The organism is Vibrio sp. Vb1574 (assembly GCF_033338675.1).
In genome coordinates this window covers 33,342-54,859 of the sequence record NZ_JAWOTC010000031.1, presented here as the reverse complement: position 1 = coordinate 54,859, position 21,518 = coordinate 33,342, and the positions used below count along the sequence as shown (strand labels likewise).

Here is a 21,518-nt window from a genome sequence, read left to right as displayed (position 1 = left end):
TGTTTTACCGTGGTCAACGTGGCCGATAGTACCAACGTTAACGTGCGGTTTCGTACGTTCAAATTTTTCTTTAGACACGATCGTGTTCCTTCCTAGTTATGATTCGTCGTGATCATTATTGATCGACGACGCGCCAGAAATTGTTATTTTATGCGCCAACGCCCGTTAGCGCAATATTTGGACGCCCTGATCTCGCAAAAAGTCGTAAACTTTTTGCAGTTCAATCGTCAATTAGTAACCACGCTCTGCAATAATTTTATCTGCGAAGTTTTTCGGAACTTCAGCGTACTCGTGAAACTCCATAGAGTAAGACGCACGGCCTTGAGTTGCAGAACGTAGATCAGTTGCGTAACCGAACATTTCGGATAGTGGTACTTGAGCACGGATGATCTTAAGACCAGCCACACCTTCGTCCATGCCTTCAATGATACCGCGACGACGGTTTAGGTCACCAACAACGTCACCCATCCAGTCTTCCGGAGTGGTTACTTCGACATTCATCATAGGTTCTAGAATCACAGGTTGTGCTTCTAGTGCACCTTTCTTGAATGCCATCGAGCCAGCGATCTTAAACGCCATCTCGCTTGAGTCTACATCGTGGTAAGAACCATCAAATAGTGTAGCTTTAATATCTAGTACAGGGTAACCCGCTAGAACACCACTATTCATTTGCTCTTCGATACCTTTCGATACCGAACTGATGTATTCCTTAGGAATCACACCGCCCACGATTTCGTCTACGAATACGAAACCTTCACCAGGCTCAGAAGGCTCAAGTTTGACCCAAACATGACCGTATTGACCACGACCACCTGATTGACGAACAAACTTACCTTCAACTTCCGCTTTACCACGAATGGTTTCACGGTAAGCAACCTGAGGTTTACCAACGTTACAATCAACGCTGAATTCACGCTTCATACGATCAACGATAATGTCTAGGTGAAGTTCACCCATACCTGAGATCAGAGTCTGACCTGATTCGTCGTCCGTTTCCACGCGGAATGATGGATCTTCCGCAGCTAGTTTACCTAGCGCGATAGCCATTTTCTCTTGGTCTGCCTTAGAACGAGGCTCTACAGCAATCTGAATAACTGGTTCAGGGAACTCCATGCGTTCTAGAATCACTTTGTGGTTCTGATCACACAGTGTGTCACCTGTTGTTACGTCTTTCAGACCGATAGCAGCTGCAATATCACCAGCGCGAACTTCTTTCACTTCTTCACGCTTATTCGCATGCATCTGAACGATACGACCGAAACGCTCTTTCTTCTCTTTTACTGAGTTGTAAACAGCGTCACCCGAGTTTACAACACCGGAGTAAACACGCATGAAAGTTAGCGTGCCCACGAATGGGTCAGTCGCAATCTTAAACGCTAGCGCTGAGAAAGGTTCGTTGTCGTCAGCATGACGCTCAACTTCATTTTCTCTTTCGTCGACACCTTTAATTGCAGGTACGTCAACAGGCGATGGCAAGAACTCAACTACTGCATCCAGTACCGCTTGAACACCTTTGTTCTTAAACGCACTACCACAAGTAGCCAGTACGATTTCGTTATTTAGTGTGCGAGTACGTAAAGCTTGTTTGAGCTCAGCTTCAGTCAATTCACCTTCTTCAAGGTACTTGTCCATCAGCTCTTCGCTAGCTTCAGCAGCGGATTCAACCATGTGGTTGCGCCACTCTTCAGCAAGTTCAATCATGTCAGCTGGGATGTCTTCGTAAGTAAACGAAGTGCCTTGATCGGCATCATTCCAGTTGATCATTTTCATCTTGATAAGGTCGATGACACCTCTGAACTCATCTTCCGCACCAACGTTCAGCTGGATTGGAACAGGAGTCGCACCAAGACGATTCTTAATTTGGTTCACAACGCGTAGGAAGTCTGCGCCTGCACGGTCCATCTTGTTTACAAATACCAAACGTGGAACGTGGTATTTGTCTGCTTGACGCCATACAGTTTCAGACTGAGGTTCAACACCAGATGAGCCACAGAACACAACCACAGCACCATCAAGTACACGAAGAGAACGCTCTACTTCGATAGTAAAGTCAACGTGTCCAGGGGTATCAATGATGTTTACGCGATGCTCAGGGAACTGTGCTTCCATACCACGCCAGAATGTAGTAGTAGCAGCGGATGTGATAGTGATACCACGCTCCTGCTCCTGCTCCATCCAGTCCATGGTTGCTGCACCATCGTGAACTTCGCCGATTTTGTGAGAAAGGCCAGTGTAGAACAGAATACGCTCAGTTGTGGTTGTTTTTCCTGCATCTACGTGAGCACAGATACCGATATTACGGTATAGCTCAATAGGAGTTTTACGAGCCACGATTGTATCCTCTTACTAAGGTGTACCTTAGAGTATAGAAAAGTGCTGCGAGAGAACCTCGCAGCACAGAAGGTATTACCAACGGTAATGAGCGAACGCTTTGTTTGCGTCAGCCATGCGGTGAACGTCTTCACGTTTCTTAACCGCAGTACCTTTGTTCTCAGACGCGTCTAGCATTTCAGCAGCTAGGCGTTGAGCCATAGATTTTTCACCACGCTTGCGCGCAGCTTCAACCAACCAACGCATAGCAAGTGCGTTACGGCGAACCGGACGTACTTCTACAGGTACTTGGTAAGTTGAACCACCAACACGGCGAGATTTAACCTCTACCGCTGGGCGAACGTTTTCAAGAGCTTCTTCAAAAATAGCTAAGTGGTCTTTACCAGACTTTTCAGCCATAGCATCTAGTGCAGTGTAAACGATTTTCTCTGCAGTAGATTTTTTACCGTCAACCATTAGGATGTTAACGAATTTTGCCAGCAATTCAGATTTGAATTTTGGATCTGGAAGGATCTTACGCTGACCAATGACGCGACGACGTGGCATGGATTTATCTCCGTTGTCTTCTTCAGGTTTTATCCAAAACTTTTCAGTTTTTTCAAAAAATTAAAAATAATTTAGTGTTTGGCCTTACTTAACGGAATCCATTAAGACTTAGGACGCTTCACACCGTACTTAGAACGACCTTGTTTACGGTCATTTACGCCAGCACAGTCTAGTGCGCCGCGAACAGTGTGGTAACGCACACCTGGAAGGTCTTTAACACGACCACCACGGATTAGAACAACTGAGTGCTCTTGAAGGTTGTGACCTTCACCGCCGATGTACGATGTAACTTCGAAGCCGTTTGTCAGACGTACACGACAAACTTTACGAAGTGCTGAGTTAGGTTTTTTAGGTGTAGTAGTGTAAACACGAGTACATACACCACGTTTTTGTGGGCACGCTTCTAGTGCAGGCACGTTGCTTTTAACAACTTGCTTTGCACGTGGCTTACGTACCAACTGGTTAATAGTTGCCATTAACTAGCTCCTGATTTACTTGAAAGTAAGCTTTGTGAAAAATCTATCCCCAACTGCCAATGCAGTTAGGGACGCAAAATTCTATGCAGCAGTGAGAGGTGTGTCAAGAAATATACGGATCTTTTTTGTTCAATTAGAACAATTCATCCGTAAAGCTTTGTCGACAGCAAATCTTGTTCAATCCCAAGTTAGGGATTTATCCTGTTTTGCTGTTAGTTCAACGAAGCCTGAGTAATTCACAATCGTCAGCGATGGACTGATACGATTTGCAATACCGCGAGCTTGCGCATCGCTCTCTAACACAAATACGCTGCGGTTTTTTAGATGGGAAAATGCTTTATGTTGCGAGTTAGCAGCGTACACTGCATCTTCTATAAGTAAGATGTCATCCTGTTCACTGCATAAGGGCATGGCGTCTTCTAGAGCAGAGACTGTTTTTATGATGTGTAACATACCTTCCTCAAAAAGACAGTAGCTTGCCAGCGTGTTGTAACTTATCTTTGAGCTGTTCTGAGCTTAACGCTTGGGCTTCAATGACTAAATCCGCTTGCGCCAAACCTCGCTGGGTTAACGACTCTGAACACACAAAGACTTGTTCGATGTCGTATAAATCGAAAAGCTTTAACATCGGCGCGTAATCTTTACTCAAAATATTGTTGGGGTTTTGTCCGAGTAGAAGCTGGTATACCCCGTCACCCACGAAAATGACGCTGATATCTTCACAGTAAGCCGACGCGGCTAACAGTGCATCCACACCTTCACGACCAGCTGCACTGCCATGTGGCGCACTACGAAATAGATAAGTTAACTGACTCAAAACTGTACCACTCTGTCTTGGGTTAACATCGCTTCAGCTAGGCTACCTAAGCCTGCTTGTTCAAAACCATCGGCTAGATTGTTCTGAACCAAACCATGTTGATTCGCTTCTTCTTCACTTACAATCCCGCGACGCAAAGCGGCCGCGACACAAGTTTCTAGGCGAACACCATGCTCTTTAGCCAAAGACTGCCACGCCTTATTGAGATCAAATTCATCGTTAGCTGGCACACTCAAAGCAGTACCATTAGTCACACCATCTTGATAAAAGAAGACGCTCACTAGCTGATGGCCTTGCTCTATCACCGCTTTGGCGAACTGATAAGCACTGCGCGCTGACTGGCTGCCATAAACGGGACCATTCACCACTAACGTGTAAGTCAGTTTGCTCACCTTTCATCATCCTCGGTTTTACGTTGACGAATGTACAAGTAAACGGTGTGTTTTGAAATATTAAGGCGATCCGCGACACGGTTGATGGCATCTTTAATATCGAAGATACCTTTGTCGTACAACTCCATCACGATCTGGCGATTTTTGGTGTTGTTAGACACGGATTTATCCGCATTGATCTCTTCGATGGTGCGTTCAACAGTTTGGTCCACCAGCTCTTCTACGTCACTAGCAAAGTTGACCGAGGAAGCCGCTTCTTTCGCTTCTTGCGTCGGCATGAAAGACTGAAGGACTTGCGAGAAAGGCGCATCCAAGTTGACGTTGATACACAACAAACCAATCACGCGATTTTCGCCATTACGAATAGCGACAGTAATCGACTTCATCAACACGCCACCTTTTGCACGGGTAAAGTACGAACGTGAGAAGTTGCGCTCCGAGCCTTCGATGTCTTTTAGCATCTTAAGCGCTAAATCAGTGATTGGTGAGCCGACTTGGCGCCCCGTGTTTTCACCGTTAGCGATTTTAATTGCAGAGGTATTTAAGTCTTCTAGAGAGTGAAGAACGATTTCACAAAATGGACCTATCAGGCTGGCGATACCATCCACGACCGCCTCATAAGATCTTAAAATGATTTTGTCGTGCTCGGTAAACGGCATCACGTTAACGGATTCCATTTCGAGCAACATCTCCGCGTTTATTGTTTCTGTAGTTGTCATAAGCCTTCGAGCGAAAAATCAACAAATTGGTGTAAGTTTATCAGAAAATTTGAAAAGCAACCTAGCAAACTCACCAACTAGTGACCTAGAACAAAAAAGGCCCGTTAAACGGACCTTTTTCAATAACTTATCGCAGCTTATTGTTATTGCTCTGCGTTGTCGTTCTCAACTTTTAGCAGCTCAACTTCAAATACTAGCGTTGAGTTAGCAGGAATGCTTGGTGTGTCTTGGTCACCGTATGCTAGCTCTGGCGGGATAACGAATTTGAATTTAGAACCCACAGGCATTAGCTGAACACCCTCTGTCCAACCTGGGATTACACGGTTAAGTGGGAACGTTGCAGGTTCACCACGATCGTATGAGCTGTCGAACTGAGTACCGTCGATCAGAGTACCTTTGTAGTGTACTTGAACCGTATCAGTGTCTTTTGGCTTCTCACCTTCAGCTGGTGTCATTACTTGGTATAGAAGACCTGTATCTGTCTTCACTACGCCTTCTTGCTTCTCAAACTCAGCACGGAAATCATCGCCAGCTTTTTTCGCTTCAGCTGCTTTCTCAGCCGCTTGTGCTTGCATCTTTTCTGCAACACGCTTGTCTAGAGATTCTAGTGCTGCACGTGTTTCTTCTTCATTCAATTCAGCATTGCCTTTGAAGACGTCTTCGATACCTTTTAGTACCAAATCTTTGTTAAGATTAATGCCGATTTCGCTTGGCTTGTCGATGCTTGTGCTTAGGTAGTTAGCAAATGAAACACCGATTGCGTATGCCGCTTTGTCGTCGTCGGTTTTAAAGTGAACCGCTTTACCGGTTTCTGCTTGAACTTGTTCTGCTTGAGGTGCGGTTTCTGTTTTAGTTTCTTCTTTCTGACAACCTACCGCTAGCATAACTGTTGCAGCAAGTAGCGACACTTTTAAAACTGATTTCATTAAATTCTCCCAATAATGGCTCTGCCATTGGTTGTTGTGCACAAATCTTCTATGAGACTAGTGAAGACAATCGTTATACCAATATACTAGCTATATGTCTTAAGACACAAACCGGATTATTAGATGTGATGCAAAGAATTTTTCATTTATTCCTATATTTAATTGTCATCACCACGTTAAATGGTTGCTTTTTCGCCGAGCGTGAAGTGCAGCGTTGGCCGATAGAACCTCAAGGTGCGACGAGCTTCGCACTTAGCAGAGATGGACGGTTTGCTCTGCTCTATTCTCAACAACGTCATTTGATGTTGTGGGACCTAGAGCAAAATGAACAACTAGCCAATCTGGGTGAACTCGATGCCGATGCCAATGTGGTTTCCCATATCCGCATATCTGACAATGGTCGCTACGCAATTACAGCAAGCCAAATGAACTTCGCAGTTTGGGACCTAGGCTGGACGCAATCCGAAGGCCTTTGGTCTATCTCTGATGCGCTCATTCGCGACGTTGATATCACCAGTAATGGTGAACAAGTTCTGCTTGGGTTATCCAACGGTAAAGCAATTTATGTCAACTTAGTCACCGGGCGTCGCATGGAGTTCCTTGCGCATCGTGAAAAAGTCAATTCAGTGGCCATTTCTCCTAATGGGCGCTTCGCCCTAACCGGAGGTAATGACTATAAAGCGTATCTGTGGGACACCGAAACCGGACAAGTACTACGAACCTTCGAACATGAACAACGAATTGTTCGCGTGGCCCTGCAAAGAGATGGAAAATTAGCAATGACATCTGATGGCGGAAACCAAGCGATTGTTTGGGATTTAAAAACTGGACAAGAAGTCACACAGTTGAGCAGTTGGTCACGCCAATTAATTTTCTCTACCGCACGATTTTCTGACGACGGGACTCAACTAGTCACAGGAAGCCCTTCTGGCCGTGTGTCGATATGGGATACTCAAACCGGAAAACGAATGAGTGGATTTGAAGTGGAGCCCAAAAAAGACACTCGCCCTCCCCGTGCGGTCGTGTATGATGCAGCTTTTGATTCAAAACAACGCGTAATTACTGCTACTTCAGCAGGTATTGCCCAAGCTTGGCAGTTAGAGAACGGATCATGACAGAAAAAATCATTCAGCAATTGGAAGCACGCATTAATGACTTAGAATGTCAGCTTGCGTTCCAAGAACAGACTATTGAAGATCTGAACGGCGCTTTATCGCAGCAACAACTGCAAATTACCAAGATGCTCGATCAGATGAAATATGTGGTAGGTAAAGTAAAAAATATGGACTCGTCGAATTTAGCCGATCCGTCAGAAGAAACCCCACCACCGCATTATTAAAATGCAGGCTCAAATAGCATAAAGCCCAGAACATGTTCTGGGCTTTGTTGTATTAATTACTTAAGAAGGTACTCAAGAGGAAGCTATTCGTCGGCGTAGATTTTAACGCTCAGCTCGCCTTGCGTATTAATGCCTGCTCGGTACATGCCAGAACTGTTCATCGCAAAGTGCATCTCACCTTTAGCATCAATGGCAATCAAACCGCCCTCTCCGCCCATCTGTTTGAGATCACCTTGGATAATGTGTTCACAAGCCGTATGAATATCTTCTTGTAAGTAACGCATACGTGCTGCAACGTCTTCCGCAACACGTTTACGAATAAAGAACTCGCCGACACCCGTAGTGGAAACTGCCACGACGCCATTTTCGGCCACCGTACCACAACCAATAAGAGCAGAATCTCCGACTCGGTTGTATTTCTTGTTCGTCACGCCACCCGTACTGGTGGCAGCGGCTAAGTTGCCTTGTTGGTCCAATGCCACCGCACCAACCGTACCGTGCTTACGGTCATCTGGGTAACGAGATTCCGACAAAGCAAACAGTCCTTTCTCACGCATAGACAGCAACTGCTCATAACGGCGATCAGTAAAGAAGTAATCTTGCTCGGTATACTCATGGCCTTGCTCAAAAGCAAACTTCTCTGCGCCCTCACCCACCAACAGCACATGATTGCTGTTTCGCATCACGTCACGAGCGAGCTCAATTGGGTTTCTGATATGACGAACACCGGCAACAGCACCTGCCGCTTGGTTTCTACCATCCATTACAGAAGCGTCCATTTCGACCATTTCGTTGTTGGTCAGCACTGAGCCTTTACCCGCATTAAAGTTAGGAGAGTCTTCCAATACTTTCACTGCCGCTACGACGGCATCTAAGGCTTCACCGCCCGTTTCTAGAATTTGATGTCCCGCTTTTACCGCAGCTTCTAAATCCGCCAAGATGGATTGTTGCAGCTCATCGCTCATCTGTTCACGCAAGATGGTGCCCGCACCACCATGAATGGCAATCGAGAAAGGTTTCGTCATCACTTTGTCCAACTGTTATTCCTTGTATGGTTGGCACTACACCTTAGATAAACAAAAAGCGCAAGTTGAAAACTCAACTTGCGCTTTTCAAAGCTTTGCTAGATAAGATTATCTAGTGAAGGCGCTTATGATTAGTGAGAACCACAGCTACCGCCGCCACAGCAGCCGCCTTCTTCTTCGTGATCGTGGTCATGATCGTGACCACCACAACAGCCACCACCTTGGTGGATGTGACCGTGTTCGATCTCTTCTGCTGTTGCTTCACGTGTAGACATAACTTCTACTTCGAAAGTTAGTGTTTGACCAGCTAACATATGGTTACCGTCAACAACCACTTCGTTGCCGTCAACTTCTGTTACTTCAACAGGGATTGGACCTTGGTCAGTGTCAGCTAGGAAGCGCATGCCCACTTCGATTTGCTCAACGCCTTGGAACACGTCCGCAGGAACGCGCTGTACTAGCGCATCGTTGTGCTCACCGTAAGCTTCTTCAGGAGCTACCGTTACTGAGAACTTGTCGCCAGCCACTTTACCTTCAAGTTCTTTTTCAAGACCTGTGATTAGGTTGTTGTGACCGTGAAGGTAATCTAGAGGTGCTTCTGCTGTTGATTGATCAACAACGACACCGTCTTCCATCATTACTTTGTATGCAAGGCTTGCAACAACGTTCTTTTCAATTTTCATACTAACTCCAGGGAGATTAATTGACTTAACCTGAATGGGGTTAAGTACTGAGATATCTGGGTGTATTATGGGGATCAATTATCGAAGTTCAATTACTCCGGCTTAAAAATTCCGATCATTTCCTGATCTGAGTGTTTATTTTTCTCTACAGATTGTGGTTTACGCTGCTCTGTAAACTCACACTCGACACACTCAACTAATTCGATGTTATTTTCAATCCACCAGCGCAGGGTATCTTGCTGGCTGCAATTTGGGCAGCTAGCGCCGGCAATAAAACGTTTCTTGATTTTCACGCTATTTCCTTAGCTTGAGTCTTGGCTCAAGTACTACTTCCAATGATTAGGTGACTGATGGTCGCTCTCCATTTCACGACCAAATATTTCTTCTAGCTCTTTGCGGGCCTCTTTCGCTCTTTGAGCTAATTTCTTATCTTCATTGTGTTGAGGCAATAAGTCCTTAAGCATAGCATTATCTAACTTGCGAAAATGTGCTTCTGCCCGCTTTGCTTGATAAGGATGCATACCCAGTTCTACGAGCGCTTGGCGACCGAGATCTAGCGCCCCTAAAAATGTTTCACGAGAGTAATTCTCTACACCATGACTCATTAACTGGTAAGCCTCGACACGGCTTCTTGCTCGGGCTAACAACTTAAGTTTCGGGAAGTGCACGCGACAAATGTCCACGATGGCCATCACCTCATCAGGTGAATCAGTACAAATAATCAATGCTTCCGCTTTATCAGCGCCAGCAGCCCTCAATAGGTCAATTTGTGTAGCATCGCCATAAAACACTTTGTAACCATACTTACGTAATAGGTGGATTTGGCTGGCATCACTTTCTAATACTGTCACTTTGATTTTATTGGCATACATTAAACGTCCGACGATCTGACCGAAACGTCCAAAGCCTGCAATGATAACGCGTGGTCGGCGATCCACGACTTTCGTGGTCATGCCCTCTTCTTCTTGATTCAGGGTATGAGCAAACCACTTCTTTTGTCCCATCAGCAAAAGAGGAGTCGTCACCATGGATAGACTGACCACCACCAACAGAAACGCCACTTGCTCTTTGGACAAAATGCCCTCTTGGCTCGCCGCGGTAAATATGACAAAGGCAAACTCACCGCCTTGGCTCAAAATTGCAGCCATACGGCTTCTCGCTTTGGCTCCGACACGGGCAGCTCTCGCCAATGCATACAAAACCAAACCCTTAACCATGACCAAAGCCACCACCGCACCGAGAATCTCTAAAGGATGTAATGCCAATAACCCCAAGTTTACCGCCATGCCCACCGCAATAAAGAATAACCCCAACAACAGACCTTTAAATGGCTCGATAGCGATTTCCAGCTCATGGCGATACTCACTCTCTGCCAGCAAAACGCCTGCTAAAAAAGTCCCCAATGCCATCGAAAGGCCGAGCTTTTGCATCACGACCGAAATGCCAAGCACGACTAAAAGTGCAGCAACGGTAAAGAGCTCACGAACGCCGCTCATCACGACAAAACGAAATAGCGGACGTAGTAAAAAGTGACCTCCAATCAACAGTGCTACCACACTGCCTAAAATAGTGAAGACATCCAACCAACTTCCACCACTATGCCCGCCTGCTAGCAAGGGCAACATCGCCAGCATCGGGATCACTGCAATATCTTGAAAGAGCAGCACCGCAAAACCAGATTGCCCCGTTTCGGTACCATTAAGCCCTTGCTCTTCAATGACTTTAAGCGCAATCGCCGTCGAGGACAGCGCCAACCCCATCCCGATCACTAAACTCACTTGCATGCTTACGCCAAACATACTGACGACACTACCAATCACGGCGGTCGTGACCACAACCTGCGCACCGCCTAAACCTAAAATCGGCCCTCGCATCTGCCACAATTTTTTAGGGTTTAATTCCAGCCCTATCAAAAACAGTAACAACACAACCCCAAGCTCGGCAAAATGCAAAATGGCATCAACGTCGCTAATTAAGCCAAGCCCCCATGGGCCAATCAACACACCAGCGAGTAAATAACCTAAAACCGAGCCAAGCCCAAGGCGCTGAGCAATCGGCACCGCAATAACCGCAGCCGAAAGAAAGACCACACTGCTTTGAAGAAACTCACTGGTGATCGCCATACTGACCTCCTCGATCTGCCGCTTGCCAGTTTTCAAGTGGGTTACTCAGCCATCCACGGTATAACTCGGCATGTTCGTAGCGTTCAATATCCGAAACATTTCTTGACCAATACAACACCAGAGGTTCAATCCAGTGCATTTGGCATAGGGCTGCCGTCAGTTCAAACGGTTGCAAGATTTGCTCAAGTGGGTATTTATTGTACCCCTTCGCGCTGAAGGCTTCTTCTTTACCACCTGTTGTAATGACACTGCGCCAGTATTTTCCTTCTAGCGCCGCACCTCCGCCAAACGCAAAGCCTTTACCTAACACTCGGTCTAGCCACTCTTTTAATAGGGCTGGACATGAATACATATAAAGTGGGTGGTGAAATACAATCACATCGTGAGCGAGCAACAACTCATGTTCGTAATTCACATCAATAAAGAAATCGGGGTAAACACCGTAAAGATCGTGCACAGTGACGTGATCAAGCGACTGAGCTTTTTTTATCATCACTTGATTGGCAATCGAGTTATGTGGCTCTGGATGAGCATAAATGACCAGAACTTTTGGGAGAATAGACGGTGCAACAGCCAAATGGTCGTCCTTGTGGTTATTTTTATCCGTTATCAAATTGTTATACTTTTTTGTACAGCATAATGCAATTAAAGCGAATCAATCGACTTTTCCGGCCAATACCCCTACTATTCACCGCTAGATATATACCCAAGTGGCTTTAAAAACGATTGAAACCACTTCGCTATGTAACCAAGCAACGCGCACTGCGCAAAGTGAATGAAAACTTTATGATTACCTTCTCTGATATTCAGTTACTGCGTGGCGGTAAACCTCTTTTAGACCAAGCTTCTGCGACTATTCACCCTGGCGATAAAGTCGGTCTTGTGGGCAAAAACGGCTGCGGTAAATCAACGCTGTTTGCCCTACTGAAAGATGAACTGTCAATTGATGCTGGCTCATTTAGCCAACCTCAACACTGGGAGTTGGCCTGGGTCGCACAGGAAACGCCTGCGCTAGAGCGCACTGCACTGGAATACGTCATTGATGGTGATCGCGAGTACCGCGCTCTCGAAAAGCAGTTAGCTGAAGCAGAAACACAAGACAACGGAACCCTAGTTGCCGAGATACACGGTAAAATTGAAACCATTGGTGGTTACAGCATTCGCGCTCGCGCGGCAGAACTGCTCGATGGTTTAGGGTTCAGCCAAGAGCAAATGAGTTGGAGTTTGACTCAATTCTCAGGTGGTTGGCGTATGCGCCTTAACTTAGCCCAGGCGCTATTGTGCCGTTCTGACTTATTGCTACTCGATGAGCCAACCAACCACTTGGACTTAGACGCAGTGATGTGGCTTGAACGTTGGCTACAAAACTACCCAGGCACACTGATCCTGATCTCGCACGACCGTGACTTCTTGGATCCGATCGTTGGTCGCATCATTCACATCGAGAATCAGCAGCTGAACGAATACACGGGTAACTACTCGTCATTCGAAAACCAACGTGCACAAAAAATGGTGTTACAACAAGCGATGTTTGAAAAGCAACAGAAGCAGATGTCGCACATGCAAAGCTACATCGACCGCTTCCGTTACAAAGCATCAAAAGCACGCCAAGCCCAAAGCCGTATCAAAGCTTTGGAGCGCATGGAAAAAGTACTGCCAGCTCAATTCGATAACCCATTTAGCTTTCAATTCCGTGAGCCAGCTGCGCTGCCAAACCCAATCATGATGATGGATGAAGTATCTGCAGGTTACGGTGACAACCTCATCTTAGAGAAGATCCGCTTGAACTTGGTTCCTGGCAGTCGTATTGGTCTACTCGGCCGTAATGGTGCGGGTAAATCGACCTTAATCAAGCTGCTCTCTGGTGAACTTAACGCGCAAGGTGGTGACCTAACTTACTCACAAGGCGTGAAAATTGGTTACTTCGCTCAGCACCAGTTAGAAACGCTTCATCCTGAAGAAACGCCGCTGCAACACATGATGCAAATCGCACCAGATCAAACCGAACAGCAGCTACGTGATTACCTAGGTAGCTTTGGCTTCCAAGGTGACAAAGCACTAGAAAAAGTTGCGCCGTTTTCTGGTGGCGAAAAAGCCCGTTTGGTGTTGGCTTTAATTGTGTGGCAAAAGCCAAACCTGTTGCTACTTGATGAACCGACCAACCACTTAGACTTGGACATGCGCCAAGCACTTACGATGGCACTGCAAACATTCGAAGGTGCGATGGTGATTGTTTCGCACGACCGCTATTTACTGCGCGCTACGACCGATGACTTGTATTTAGTGCATGATCGACAAGTTGCTCCGTTCGACGGTGATTTAAATGACTATTATAAATGGTTAACCGAACAACAAAGAGCGGAACGCAAAGAAGCGCAGGCTGCGCAGCCAAGCAAAGATACGGCCAACAGCGCAGCTGCGAAGAAAGAGCAAAAACGTCGCGATGCAGAGTTTCGAAAACAGACAGCGCCAATTCGCAAAACGCTGACACAACTAGAAAATAAAATGGATAAGTTAGGTGCTGCACTGGCCGAAGCTGAAGAACAATTGGCGGACAACTCACTGTATGCGGCCGAAAATAAAGCTAAACTTAACCAAGTGCTGGCACTTCAAGCTTCTAGTAAGGCTGAGCTCGAAGAAATTGAAATGGAATGGATGTCTGCTCAAGAAACGTTGGAGCAGATGGAGCTAGAGTTTAATCAATGAGTAATCAACACGCTGAATACACACTCACCCTAGAACACCTTTGGCAGTTTAGTCTGCAATTTTATGGTGTGCGAGAAGTGAAAGAGGCGTGTTTATCATTACAGAACAACTACCACGGTAACGTGAACCTACTCCTGCTGCTCAGATGGCTCGATGAGCAGCAACTCATTTTCCAAGAAAAAGACTGGTCCTTGGTGCAAGACTGTCTAGGTAGGAGCGAAACTTTACTTCACTCCTTTCGCGACCTTCGTCGCCACCTTAAGTCTCAAGTCAATGACGCTTTGTATCGTGAGACCTTGCAGTTTGAGCTGCAACTAGAAAAGCAGCAACAAGCGGATTTGGTGGACTGCATTAACTCACTTGCACTACTCAAAAATGATGGTGACCCACTGACGTTGAGATACTGTCGTCAACTCGGTGGGGAGCATTTGCAGCAAGCCTTTGCTATTCCGGTGCCAAACATTCAACCACCAAAACGCCCATAACTCTGTAGAATACCTATAATCTTTATAAAGGATTATATTAATAAGTTCTTCAACGGACACCGAAGGACCGCATAAGAGCAGTTAGGTATGACACAATTTTTCGCAGCCGCCGGGATCAAAAACCCGCATCTCCAAACGCTTTTGCCGCGTTTTATTCGCAAAAAAGCGTTGTTTACGCCGATTTGGCAAACCCTCGATACATCCGATGGCGACTTTCTCGATCTCGCGTGGAGCGAGGACCCAACCCAAGAGCCTGCACAAAAAAAGCCGATTTTTGTTTTATTTCATGGATTAGAGGGGTGCTTCTATAGCCCTTATGCCAATGGGCTAATGAATGCATTTGCTCAATCTGGATGGCTGTCGGTGATGATGCATTTCCGCGGTTGTAGCGGTAAGCCAAACAAGAAAGCTCGCGCCTATCATTCTGGTGAAGTGACTGACGCCCGCCACTTCTTAGAGCACCTTGAGCAACGCTTTCCTGATAACCCCAAAGTTGCGGTTGGTATTTCTCTTGGCGGTAACATGTTGGCGAATTATTTAGCCCAATATAAAGACCACCCTATTTTGAATGCAGCGACTATTATCTCAGCGCCTTTAGACCTAGCGGCGTGTGCGAACCGTATAGAACAAGGCTTTTCAAAAGTGTATCGCCGTTATCTGCTTTCTTCACTGAAACGTAACGCGTTACAAAAGCATCATCTACTGCATGGCGAGCTGGCGCTGTCCTACAACTCAATCAAACGTGTCACACGGCTGTATGAATTCGATGATTTGATTACCGCACCATTGCATGGCTTTAAAGACGCACAAGATTATTACGACCAATGCTCTGGCTTAAGTAAACTACAGCAAATCACGCTACCCACACTGATCATCCATGCCAAAGACGATCCGTTCATGACCGATGATGTGATACCGAAGTTTGTTCTGCCAGATAACATTGATTACCGTCTCTTTGAACACGGTGGCCATGTTGGCTTCCTAACAGGAACGGCGTTAAAACCTAAGTTTTGGTTGGAGGAAGCGCTGCCCGCGTATTACGAAAGTATCGCCGCAGATTACCTTTCTGCTGTATCCAAGCAACGAACGCAGTAAACTAGCCGCTCATCATAAAAGTTAGAGGTATTTATGATCATTCCATGGCAAGACATTGCGCCGGAAACATTGGAAAACTTAATTCGTGAATTCGTCTTACGCGAAGGAACGGATTACGGAACCGTCGAGGTTTCTTTGCAAGACAAAATTGATCAAGTTAAAGCTCAATTGGAAAAAGGTGAAGCGGTTATCGTGTTCTCTGAGCTACACGAAACCGTCGATATTCAACATAAAACAAAATTTTAGACCCTTCACATTTTACCGTATCCCACTCGATGACAAGGTATTGTTACGTGCTATAGTGGGATATCGACCGTGCAGTAGTAACTCTACTGCACATTACAGGTAAGTAATTTTCGACAAGGTTTGTCATGTCAGCTAAACACCCAATTATTGCGGTTACTGGTTCGTCCGGTGCCGGCACGACCACTACATCTGAAGCCTTCCGTAAAATGTTCAATATGATGAACGTTAAACCCGCATGGGTTGAAGGCGATAGCTTCCATCGCTTTACTCGCCCAGAAATGGACATCGAAATTCGCAAAGCCCGCGAGCAAGGTCGACACATTAGCTACTTTGGCCCACAAGCTAATGACTTCCCGGGATTAGAAGAGTTTTTCCGTAAGTTCGGGCATGACGGCACTGGCAGCGTGCGCCGTTATCTGCACACGTTTGACGAAGCGGTTCCCTACAATCAAATGCCAGGCACGTTTACACCGTGGCAAGACTTACCCGAAAACAGCGACGTTCTGTTTTATGAAGGGTTACATGGTGGCGTGGTCGATGGCGATGTTAATGTTGCTCAACATGTGGATTTCTTAATCGGCATGGTGCCGATTGTAAACTTAGAGTGGATACAAAAATTCGTACGTGACACTCGCGATCGCGGCCATTCGCGTGAAGCGGTAATGGACTCAATCGTGCGATCCATGGACGATTACCTCAACTATATCACTCCGCAGTTTTCTCGTACTCACATCAACTTCCAGCGCGTACCGACCGTTGATACTTCCAACCCACTTAATGCAAAAGGCATCCCTAGTTTGGATGAGAGTTTTGTGGTGATTCGCCTACGCGGTATCAAGAATGTCGACTTCCCATATCTGCTGGCCATGATTGATGGCTCATTCATGTCACGCCACAACACGATTGTCGTACCCGGCGGTAAGATGAGCTTTGCAATGGAGCTCATAGTTCGGCCTATCCTACAACAGCTCATCGAAACAGGGAAAATTGGCTAAAAACCTGCCTGCGAAGATGTTTACTTTTCATACCGTGATCATGTGCACAGTTTTGCTTACAAAATCTCAATCATGGCACGATTAAAATCAAGAAATCGTTTTCGAAAAAGGATACTATTTCTTACCGAAACACAAGAGAGCTTGCAGCATATAAAAAGTGCTCTTATTCTAGTAGGCCTAATTCAGGCTTAGCTAAAATATGGATAGCGCAAGCGTACCCTGCAGAGGAAGTGAGATATTATGGTTCTAGGTAAACCTCAAACCGACCCAACATTAGAGTGGTTTCTTTCACACTGTCATATTCATAAGTACCCTTCAAAGAGCACGCTAATTCACGCGGGCGAAAAGGCAGAAACTTTGTACTACATCGTTAAAGGTTCTGTTGCGGTTCTTATCAAAGACGAAGAAGGTAAGGAGATGATCCTTTCTTACCTAAACCAAGGAGACTTTATTGGTGAACTTGGTCTATTCGAGGAAGACCAAGAGCGCACAGCTTGGGTTCGTGCTAAATCTCCTTGTGAAGTTGCTGAAATTTCTTTCAAGAAGTTCCGTCAGCTTATCCAAGTAAACCCAGACATCCTAATGCGTCTTTCTGCGCAGATGGCTCGTCGTCTTCAAGTAACTAGCCAAAAAGTGGGTGACCTGGCGTTCCTAGACGTAACTGGTCGTATCGCTCAGACGCTTCTGAACCTTGCAAAACAACCAGACGCAATGACTCACCCAGACGGCATGCAAATCAAGATCACTCGTCAAGAAATCGGTCAAATTGTTGGCTGTTCTCGTGAGACAGTAGGTCGTATCTTGAAGATGCTAGAAGAGCAGAACCTAATCTCTGCTCACGGTAAAACCATCGTGGTTTACGGTACTCGTTAATCTCGAACTAGAGTGACACGAACAAAATTATAAAAGCCACCAATGGCAACATTGGTGGCTTTTTATTTACTCATGACCAAATGAGATAGGGTGCAGCGAACACTAATGAGTAAGCTTAACAGGTTAACCCTAAAACTTAGCCATTCGTACTTTCAAAGATTTTGTCAGCTGAAGCGGCCACGAAACCTGGGTACAAATCACCATTTTCCATCGGATAGCGCTTAGCAAATTCATAAAACCCGCCAGGGATAATTTCAGTGCCTTCGCTAAAACGAACCGCTACTTTATCTGCCATGGTCGATGACTGCTCTAGCAACACCTCAGGAGTGCCCTTCACTTCACCACCATTTTCATTAATGGTAAACCCAGCGGTACGCAGATGATCGTTTACCTGCTTCACTTCTTCATATTCATTGAGCTGGTTAACGCTCACCGTGAAGTGGTTTGCTCCGTAACCATGCGCCGCAAGCCAAGATGCGTACTCACTTTCTTTAGCCAACGTTTGGTAATCAGCAAAGCTTAAATCCCACAAGCGTCCACCATGTAAGAATGCGCTATCGTTCAGCTTGTCAGCATCGACTTGTGCCACCAAATTTTTCACAATCTCTTGTAGCTCAGGAGAGCACTCTTCAACTTTTAGCTCACTAATAAATACTTTAGGTTGCTTCGGATCTGGGTGCTCATAGTGCTTAGCAACCAGCTTTTTGCTTTCGAAAACGTAATCACCACACGCCTTGTAACCAATAGCTACAAATGGCTTAGCTAGAGTTTCAATACCAAGAGGCGCGATATTGAAGGTACGTAAAGCTATATGATCATTAATCAGAGGCTCATCTTCTTGAAGCAGCTGATGCACTTTAGCAGCCGAAGGGCAAAGACGTTGAATGTAATCTTGCCATAGCGATTCAAATAACACATCGGGCGTCATAACGACTCCTTGTTACGAGATGTAGAGTTTAAAGGTAAGCGGAAGTTGGCTGCTCGTTCACAACAAAAGTTGTCCAGAATAATGAACGAGCAACCATCAACCTGTGACGGTAAATGCCAGTCAGTCAACACGCTTTTCCGAGTCTTTGCTCACTTTTCGTGTTCTGCCAACGATCACTACAACCCATACCTAAATGATGCGCCGGCAAGGTGAGCCGCAATGCATAGTTGCGACTCTATTATTAAAACTTATAGCGCTACACCTGGACTCAATGTTGCAGGCAAGACAGTCTCTTGACCTTCCATTGATGCCATTGGGTACGCACAGTAATCTGCTGCGTAGTAAGCGCTTGGGCGCAAGTTACCCGACGCTCCCGGACCACCAAATGGCGCATCACCACTTGCACCAGTGAGCTGGCGGTTACGGTTCACGATACCTGCACGAATGTGGTCAACGAAGTATTCCCATTCTTGGTCGTCGGTTGAGACCAAACCAGCAGATAAGCCAAAGCGCGTATCGTTTGCTAGCGCCACGGCTTTGTCTAACCCTTCGTAACGCACCACTTGCAGAAGTGGGCCGAAGTATTCTTCATCTGGTAACTCAGCAATGTTCGTTACATCAATGATGCCAGGAGAAACAAACGCCGCCTCTCCTGCTTTCGCTTCAATCAAGCTTTCACCGCCAAGAGACTGTAGATTAGCTTGTGCATCAAGAATAAACTTGGCTGCCGCGACCGAAATTTGCGGTCCCATAAATGGCGCAGGTTCTGCAAATGGTTGGTCTACGCGAATATTGCGTGTCGCTTCGACGAGCTTGGTGATAAGCGCATCGCCTTTTTCACCCAATGGCACATACAAACGACGAGCACACGTACAACGCTGCCCAGCACTGATAAACGCTGACTGGATGATGGTGTAAACCGTGGCATCCAAATCACCATATTTATCAGAGATCACCATCGGGTTATTACCACCCATTTCTAGTGCGAGCATCTTGCCCGGTTGACCCGCAAATTGACGGTGTAATACATGCCCCGTATTCGCGCTACCCGTAAACAGTACGCCATCAATGCCTTTTGCGTCAGCGAGCGCGATACCAGTTTCTTTCGCGCCTTGAACAAGGTTAATCACGCCTTTCGGCAGACCGGCTTCTTCCCATAGCTTCATTGCCAATTCACCCGTCCATGGCGTTTGCTCAGACGGTTTGAAGACTACCGTGTTACCAGCCAGTAGCGCAGGCACAATGTGACCATTTGGTAGGTGGCCTGGGAAGTTGTAAGGACCAAACACCGCCATCACGCCCAATGGGCGGTGGCGCAATACGATTTGGTTGCCTGCTGCTTCACGGCTCGCCTCACCAGTGCGGTCATGATAAGCGCGAATCGAAATGGCAATTTTACCTGCCATTGCCGCTGCTTCAGTGCGCGTTTCCCAAATTGGCTTACCAGTTTCTTTGGCAATGACTTCGGCGATTTTTTCGCTGTTCTCTTTTACTTTCTCCGCAAAAGCCAACACGATTGCCTCACGCTCTGAAAATGGGCGCTTTTTCCAGTCAATAAACGCTTCACGCGCTGCAGATACCGCCTGGTTCACCTGCTCTGCCGTTGCACCTTTGCCTTGCCAGATCACTTCTTGGTTGTACGGCGACAGAGACGTAAATGCTTCACCCTGACCTTGTACCCATTCACCTGCAATCCAATGTGTCATTGTTTCTATCCTTAAATTCTGTCGTCTGTTACTGCGGAAGAAGGCGAACGAAATCCCCTTCTTCAACCGAAAGTGCATCTGCAACGTCTGGTGCGATCATTACGCTCTGTGTCTCTGCGTCATACGCCGCCTTAGTGACTGTCGCACGGAAGTTCTCGAAAGATGAATTACACATCAAGAAGTCTTGTGTGCTGGAATGTTCAGAGATTTTGACTTGCGCGCGGAATGAATGACGTACCGACTCAATATTACGCAGATCACACTCAACCGTTGGGCCACCATCGAAGATGTCGACGTAGCCTCGGTTGGTAAAACCTTCACGCTCAAGCAGCTTCAGCGCTGGACGCGTGTTGTCATGTACTTGACCAATCACGGCTTGCGCTTCTGGGCTGAGCAGGTTGATGTAAATAGGCAGTTTCGGCATCAAGTCGGCGATAAAGCCTTTCTTGCCGATACCTGTCAGGTAATCTGCAAGAGTGAAATCGATAGAGAAGAAATGCTCTTGGAGCCATTGCCAGAATGGTGAATTACCCTCGTCGTCTGAAACGCCACGCATCTCCGCAAAGATCGTTTCAGAGAAGCGCTCTGGGTGCTCTGCCATCATTAGGAAACGACACTTCGACATTAGACGACCATTCAGACCTTGGCGGAATTTCTCACGCAAGAACAAGGTACAAATTTCGCTGTTACCCGTGTAGTTATTACCAAAAGTAAGCAGTTTAACGACGTTGTTAACGCCAAGCTTTGGCGACGAGTGCACAACTTTACTAATGTGATATGAGTAAAATGGGACATCCCAGCCGATAGATGCTTCGATTCCGGTGGTACCCGCAACCTCACCCGTTTCAGAGTCAAAGCCAACCATCAGGTAGCCTTCATCGCCTGGTTCTGCCACATCTGGCTTACCAAAGCTGTACTCTGAATGTTTGATTCGATTGGTTAACAGTTCTTCGTTAACCGGTAGAGATGTAAATCCGTGACCAGACTCCACCGCACAAGTGTGCAGTGCGTCGTAATCCGACATCGCGATAGGGCGAACTACTAGCATCAATACTCCCTCCAGATGCAAGAAGATCCTAACTATATTGTAGGAACAATTCCCCCATC

General features: G+C 46.3%; 24 protein-coding genes. 8 read left to right on the top strand and 16 right to left on the bottom strand.

Annotated elements, in window-relative coordinates:
* Positions 1–231: 231 nt before the first annotated feature.
* The 8 genes from fusA to fkpA all read right to left on the bottom strand — a co-directional run bounded on the left by fusA (position 232) and on the right by fkpA (position 6,207).
* Positions 232–2,331, bottom strand: a complete 2,100-nt coding sequence (gene fusA, locus R7O12_RS17190; RefSeq protein WP_005382794.1) for an elongation factor G — start codon at positions 2,329–2,331, stop codon at positions 232–234.
* A 75-nt stretch (positions 2,332–2,406) separates the two neighbouring features.
* Positions 2,407–2,877 (bottom strand): 30S ribosomal protein S7, encoded by a 471-nt coding sequence (rpsG, locus tag R7O12_RS17185; RefSeq protein WP_005382796.1) that lies wholly within the window; start codon positions 2,875–2,877, stop codon positions 2,407–2,409.
* Positions 2,878–2,978: 101 nt separating this feature from the next.
* Positions 2,979–3,353: a 30S ribosomal protein S12 gene (gene rpsL / locus R7O12_RS17180; RefSeq protein ID WP_004399892.1), complete on the bottom strand. Its 375-nt coding sequence runs from the start codon at positions 3,351–3,353 to the stop codon at positions 2,979–2,981.
* Positions 3,354–3,530: 177 nt separating this feature from the next.
* Positions 3,531–3,806, bottom strand: coding sequence for a sulfurtransferase complex subunit TusB (tusB, locus tag R7O12_RS17175; protein WP_005382799.1), 276 nt, complete (start codon positions 3,804–3,806; stop codon positions 3,531–3,533).
* 7 nt (positions 3,807–3,813) lie between these two features.
* On the bottom strand, positions 3,814–4,170 hold the full coding sequence (gene tusC, locus R7O12_RS17170) for a sulfurtransferase complex subunit TusC (protein ID WP_213898832.1): 357 nt from the start codon (positions 4,168–4,170) through the stop codon (positions 3,814–3,816).
* Positions 4,167–4,562, bottom strand: coding sequence for a sulfurtransferase complex subunit TusD (gene tusD, locus R7O12_RS17165; RefSeq protein ID WP_017821752.1), 396 nt, complete (start codon positions 4,560–4,562; stop codon positions 4,167–4,169). Before tusD ends, tusC begins: the two co-directional genes overlap by 4 nt.
* Positions 4,559–5,281 carry a transcriptional regulator gene (locus tag R7O12_RS17160; protein WP_005382804.1) on the bottom strand — a complete coding sequence of 241 codons (723 nt, stop codon included), beginning with the start codon at positions 5,279–5,281 and terminating at the stop codon, positions 4,559–4,561. Before R7O12_RS17160 ends, tusD begins: the two co-directional genes overlap by 4 nt.
* A gap of 143 nt (positions 5,282–5,424) precedes the next feature.
* The gene (fkpA, locus tag R7O12_RS17155; protein ID WP_017821751.1) at positions 5,425–6,207 is read right to left on the bottom strand and encodes an FKBP-type peptidyl-prolyl cis-trans isomerase; all 783 of its coding nucleotides are present in this window, start codon (positions 6,205–6,207) and stop codon (positions 5,425–5,427) included.
* A 128-nt stretch (positions 6,208–6,335) separates the two neighbouring features.
* Here fkpA and R7O12_RS17150 point away from each other — a divergent pair, with 128 nt between their 5' ends.
* The gene (locus R7O12_RS17150) at positions 6,336–7,322 is read left to right on the top strand and encodes a WD40 repeat domain-containing protein (RefSeq protein WP_005381457.1); all 987 of its coding nucleotides are present in this window, start codon (positions 6,336–6,338) and stop codon (positions 7,320–7,322) included.
* On the top strand, positions 7,319–7,546 hold the full coding sequence (locus tag R7O12_RS17145) for a SlyX family protein (RefSeq protein WP_005381455.1): 228 nt from the start codon (positions 7,319–7,321) through the stop codon (positions 7,544–7,546). Before R7O12_RS17150 ends, R7O12_RS17145 begins: the two co-directional genes overlap by 4 nt.
* Before the next feature lie 83 nt (positions 7,547–7,629).
* Here the strand turns inward: R7O12_RS17145 and R7O12_RS17140 are convergent, their stop codons facing one another.
* From R7O12_RS17140 to kefG, 5 genes are all read right to left on the bottom strand, one after another.
* The gene (locus R7O12_RS17140; RefSeq protein WP_031779066.1) at positions 7,630–8,571 is read right to left on the bottom strand and encodes an isoaspartyl peptidase/L-asparaginase family protein; all 942 of its coding nucleotides are present in this window, start codon (positions 8,569–8,571) and stop codon (positions 7,630–7,632) included.
* Between the two features lie 131 nt (positions 8,572–8,702).
* Positions 8,703–9,254 carry a peptidylprolyl isomerase gene (gene slyD / locus R7O12_RS17135; protein ID WP_005381451.1) on the bottom strand — a complete coding sequence of 184 codons (552 nt, stop codon included), beginning with the start codon at positions 9,252–9,254 and terminating at the stop codon, positions 8,703–8,705.
* Positions 9,255–9,346: 92 nt separating this feature from the next.
* The gene (locus R7O12_RS17130; protein WP_005381449.1) at positions 9,347–9,547 is read right to left on the bottom strand and encodes a YheV family putative zinc ribbon protein; all 201 of its coding nucleotides are present in this window, start codon (positions 9,545–9,547) and stop codon (positions 9,347–9,349) included.
* Positions 9,548–9,580: 33 nt separating this feature from the next.
* Positions 9,581–11,377 (bottom strand): glutathione-regulated potassium-efflux system protein KefB, encoded by a 1,797-nt coding sequence (gene kefB / locus R7O12_RS17125; RefSeq protein WP_318126165.1) that lies wholly within the window; start codon positions 11,375–11,377, stop codon positions 9,581–9,583.
* Positions 11,361–11,954: a glutathione-regulated potassium-efflux system ancillary protein KefG gene (gene kefG, locus R7O12_RS17120; protein ID WP_005381444.1), complete on the bottom strand. Its 594-nt coding sequence runs from the start codon at positions 11,952–11,954 to the stop codon at positions 11,361–11,363. The genes kefB and kefG overlap by 17 nt, the downstream gene beginning before the upstream one ends.
* A gap of 209 nt (positions 11,955–12,163) precedes the next feature.
* On the opposite strand from kefG, the gene R7O12_RS17115 reads away from it, so the two are divergent.
* The 6 genes from R7O12_RS17115 to crp all read left to right on the top strand — a co-directional run bounded on the left by R7O12_RS17115 (position 12,164) and on the right by crp (position 17,777).
* On the top strand, positions 12,164–14,083 hold the full coding sequence (locus tag R7O12_RS17115) for an ABC transporter ATP-binding protein (RefSeq protein ID WP_042523641.1): 1,920 nt from the start codon (positions 12,164–12,166) through the stop codon (positions 14,081–14,083).
* Positions 14,080–14,568: a TIGR02444 family protein gene (locus tag R7O12_RS17110; RefSeq protein WP_258497666.1), complete on the top strand. Its 489-nt coding sequence runs from the start codon at positions 14,080–14,082 to the stop codon at positions 14,566–14,568. The genes R7O12_RS17115 and R7O12_RS17110 overlap by 4 nt, the downstream gene beginning before the upstream one ends.
* A gap of 87 nt (positions 14,569–14,655) precedes the next feature.
* Positions 14,656–15,663 carry a hydrolase gene (locus tag R7O12_RS17105; RefSeq protein WP_017633737.1) on the top strand — a complete coding sequence of 336 codons (1,008 nt, stop codon included), beginning with the start codon at positions 14,656–14,658 and terminating at the stop codon, positions 15,661–15,663.
* A 33-nt stretch (positions 15,664–15,696) separates the two neighbouring features.
* Positions 15,697–15,909 carry a YheU family protein gene (locus tag R7O12_RS17100; RefSeq protein ID WP_005382815.1) on the top strand — a complete coding sequence of 71 codons (213 nt, stop codon included), beginning with the start codon at positions 15,697–15,699 and terminating at the stop codon, positions 15,907–15,909.
* Between the two features lie 125 nt (positions 15,910–16,034).
* Entirely contained in the window at positions 16,035–16,904 is an 870-nt protein-coding gene (locus R7O12_RS17095; RefSeq protein WP_005381434.1) for a phosphoribulokinase, read from the top strand.
* A 240-nt stretch (positions 16,905–17,144) separates the two neighbouring features.
* The gene (gene crp, locus R7O12_RS17090) at positions 17,145–17,777 is read left to right on the top strand and encodes a cAMP-activated global transcriptional regulator CRP (RefSeq protein WP_005381432.1); all 633 of its coding nucleotides are present in this window, start codon (positions 17,145–17,147) and stop codon (positions 17,775–17,777) included.
* Between the two features lie 136 nt (positions 17,778–17,913).
* Here crp and R7O12_RS17085 read toward each other — a convergent pair whose 3' ends face one another.
* The 3 genes from R7O12_RS17085 to astA all read right to left on the bottom strand — a co-directional run bounded on the left by R7O12_RS17085 (position 17,914) and on the right by astA (position 21,459).
* Positions 17,914–18,705 (bottom strand): DUF1338 domain-containing protein, encoded by a 792-nt coding sequence (locus R7O12_RS17085; RefSeq protein WP_042523639.1) that lies wholly within the window; start codon positions 18,703–18,705, stop codon positions 17,914–17,916.
* 248 nt (positions 18,706–18,953) lie between these two features.
* On the bottom strand, positions 18,954–20,411 hold the full coding sequence (gene astD, locus R7O12_RS17080) for a succinylglutamate-semialdehyde dehydrogenase (RefSeq protein WP_005381424.1): 1,458 nt from the start codon (positions 20,409–20,411) through the stop codon (positions 18,954–18,956).
* A gap of 28 nt (positions 20,412–20,439) precedes the next feature.
* Positions 20,440–21,459, bottom strand: a complete 1,020-nt coding sequence (gene astA, locus R7O12_RS17075) for an arginine N-succinyltransferase (protein ID WP_005381422.1) — start codon at positions 21,457–21,459, stop codon at positions 20,440–20,442.
* Positions 21,460–21,518: the final 59 nt, after the last annotated feature.

Coding starts and splice junctions, on each gene's coding strand:
- rpsG (WP_005382796.1), bottom strand. CDS start 2,877: ATGCCACGTCGTCGCGTCATTGGTCAGCGTAAGATCCTTCCAGATCCA.
- rpsL (WP_004399892.1), bottom strand. CDS start 3,353: ATGGCAACTATTAACCAGTTGGTACGTAAGCCACGTGCAAAGCAAGTT.
- tusB (WP_005382799.1), bottom strand. CDS start 3,806: ATGTTACACATCATAAAAACAGTCTCTGCTCTAGAAGACGCCATGCCC.
- R7O12_RS17160 (WP_005382804.1), bottom strand. CDS start 5,281: ATGACAACTACAGAAACAATAAACGCGGAGATGTTGCTCGAAATGGAA.
- fkpA (WP_017821751.1), bottom strand. CDS start 6,207: ATGAAATCAGTTTTAAAAGTGTCGCTACTTGCTGCAACAGTTATGCTA.
- R7O12_RS17150 (WP_005381457.1), top strand. CDS start 6,336: ATGCAAAGAATTTTTCATTTATTCCTATATTTAATTGTCATCACCACG.
- R7O12_RS17145 (WP_005381455.1), top strand. CDS start 7,319: ATGACAGAAAAAATCATTCAGCAATTGGAAGCACGCATTAATGACTTA.
- R7O12_RS17140 (WP_031779066.1), bottom strand. CDS start 8,571: ATGACGAAACCTTTCTCGATTGCCATTCATGGTGGTGCGGGCACCATC.
- slyD (WP_005381451.1), bottom strand. CDS start 9,254: ATGAAAATTGAAAAGAACGTTGTTGCAAGCCTTGCATACAAAGTAATG.
- kefB (WP_318126165.1), bottom strand. CDS start 11,377: ATGGCGATCACCAGTGAGTTTCTTCAAAGCAGTGTGGTCTTTCTTTCG.
- R7O12_RS17115 (WP_042523641.1), top strand. CDS start 12,164: ATGATTACCTTCTCTGATATTCAGTTACTGCGTGGCGGTAAACCTCTT.
- R7O12_RS17110 (WP_258497666.1), top strand. CDS start 14,080: ATGAGTAATCAACACGCTGAATACACACTCACCCTAGAACACCTTTGG.
- R7O12_RS17105 (WP_017633737.1), top strand. CDS start 14,656: ATGACACAATTTTTCGCAGCCGCCGGGATCAAAAACCCGCATCTCCAA.
- R7O12_RS17100 (WP_005382815.1), top strand. CDS start 15,697: ATGATCATTCCATGGCAAGACATTGCGCCGGAAACATTGGAAAACTTA.
- R7O12_RS17095 (WP_005381434.1), top strand. CDS start 16,035: ATGTCAGCTAAACACCCAATTATTGCGGTTACTGGTTCGTCCGGTGCC.
- crp (WP_005381432.1), top strand. CDS start 17,145: ATGGTTCTAGGTAAACCTCAAACCGACCCAACATTAGAGTGGTTTCTT.
- R7O12_RS17085 (WP_042523639.1), bottom strand. CDS start 18,705: ATGACGCCCGATGTGTTATTTGAATCGCTATGGCAAGATTACATTCAA.
- astD (WP_005381424.1), bottom strand. CDS start 20,411: ATGACACATTGGATTGCAGGTGAATGGGTACAAGGTCAGGGTGAAGCA.
- astA (WP_005381422.1), bottom strand. CDS start 21,459: ATGCTAGTAGTTCGCCCTATCGCGATGTCGGATTACGACGCACTGCAC.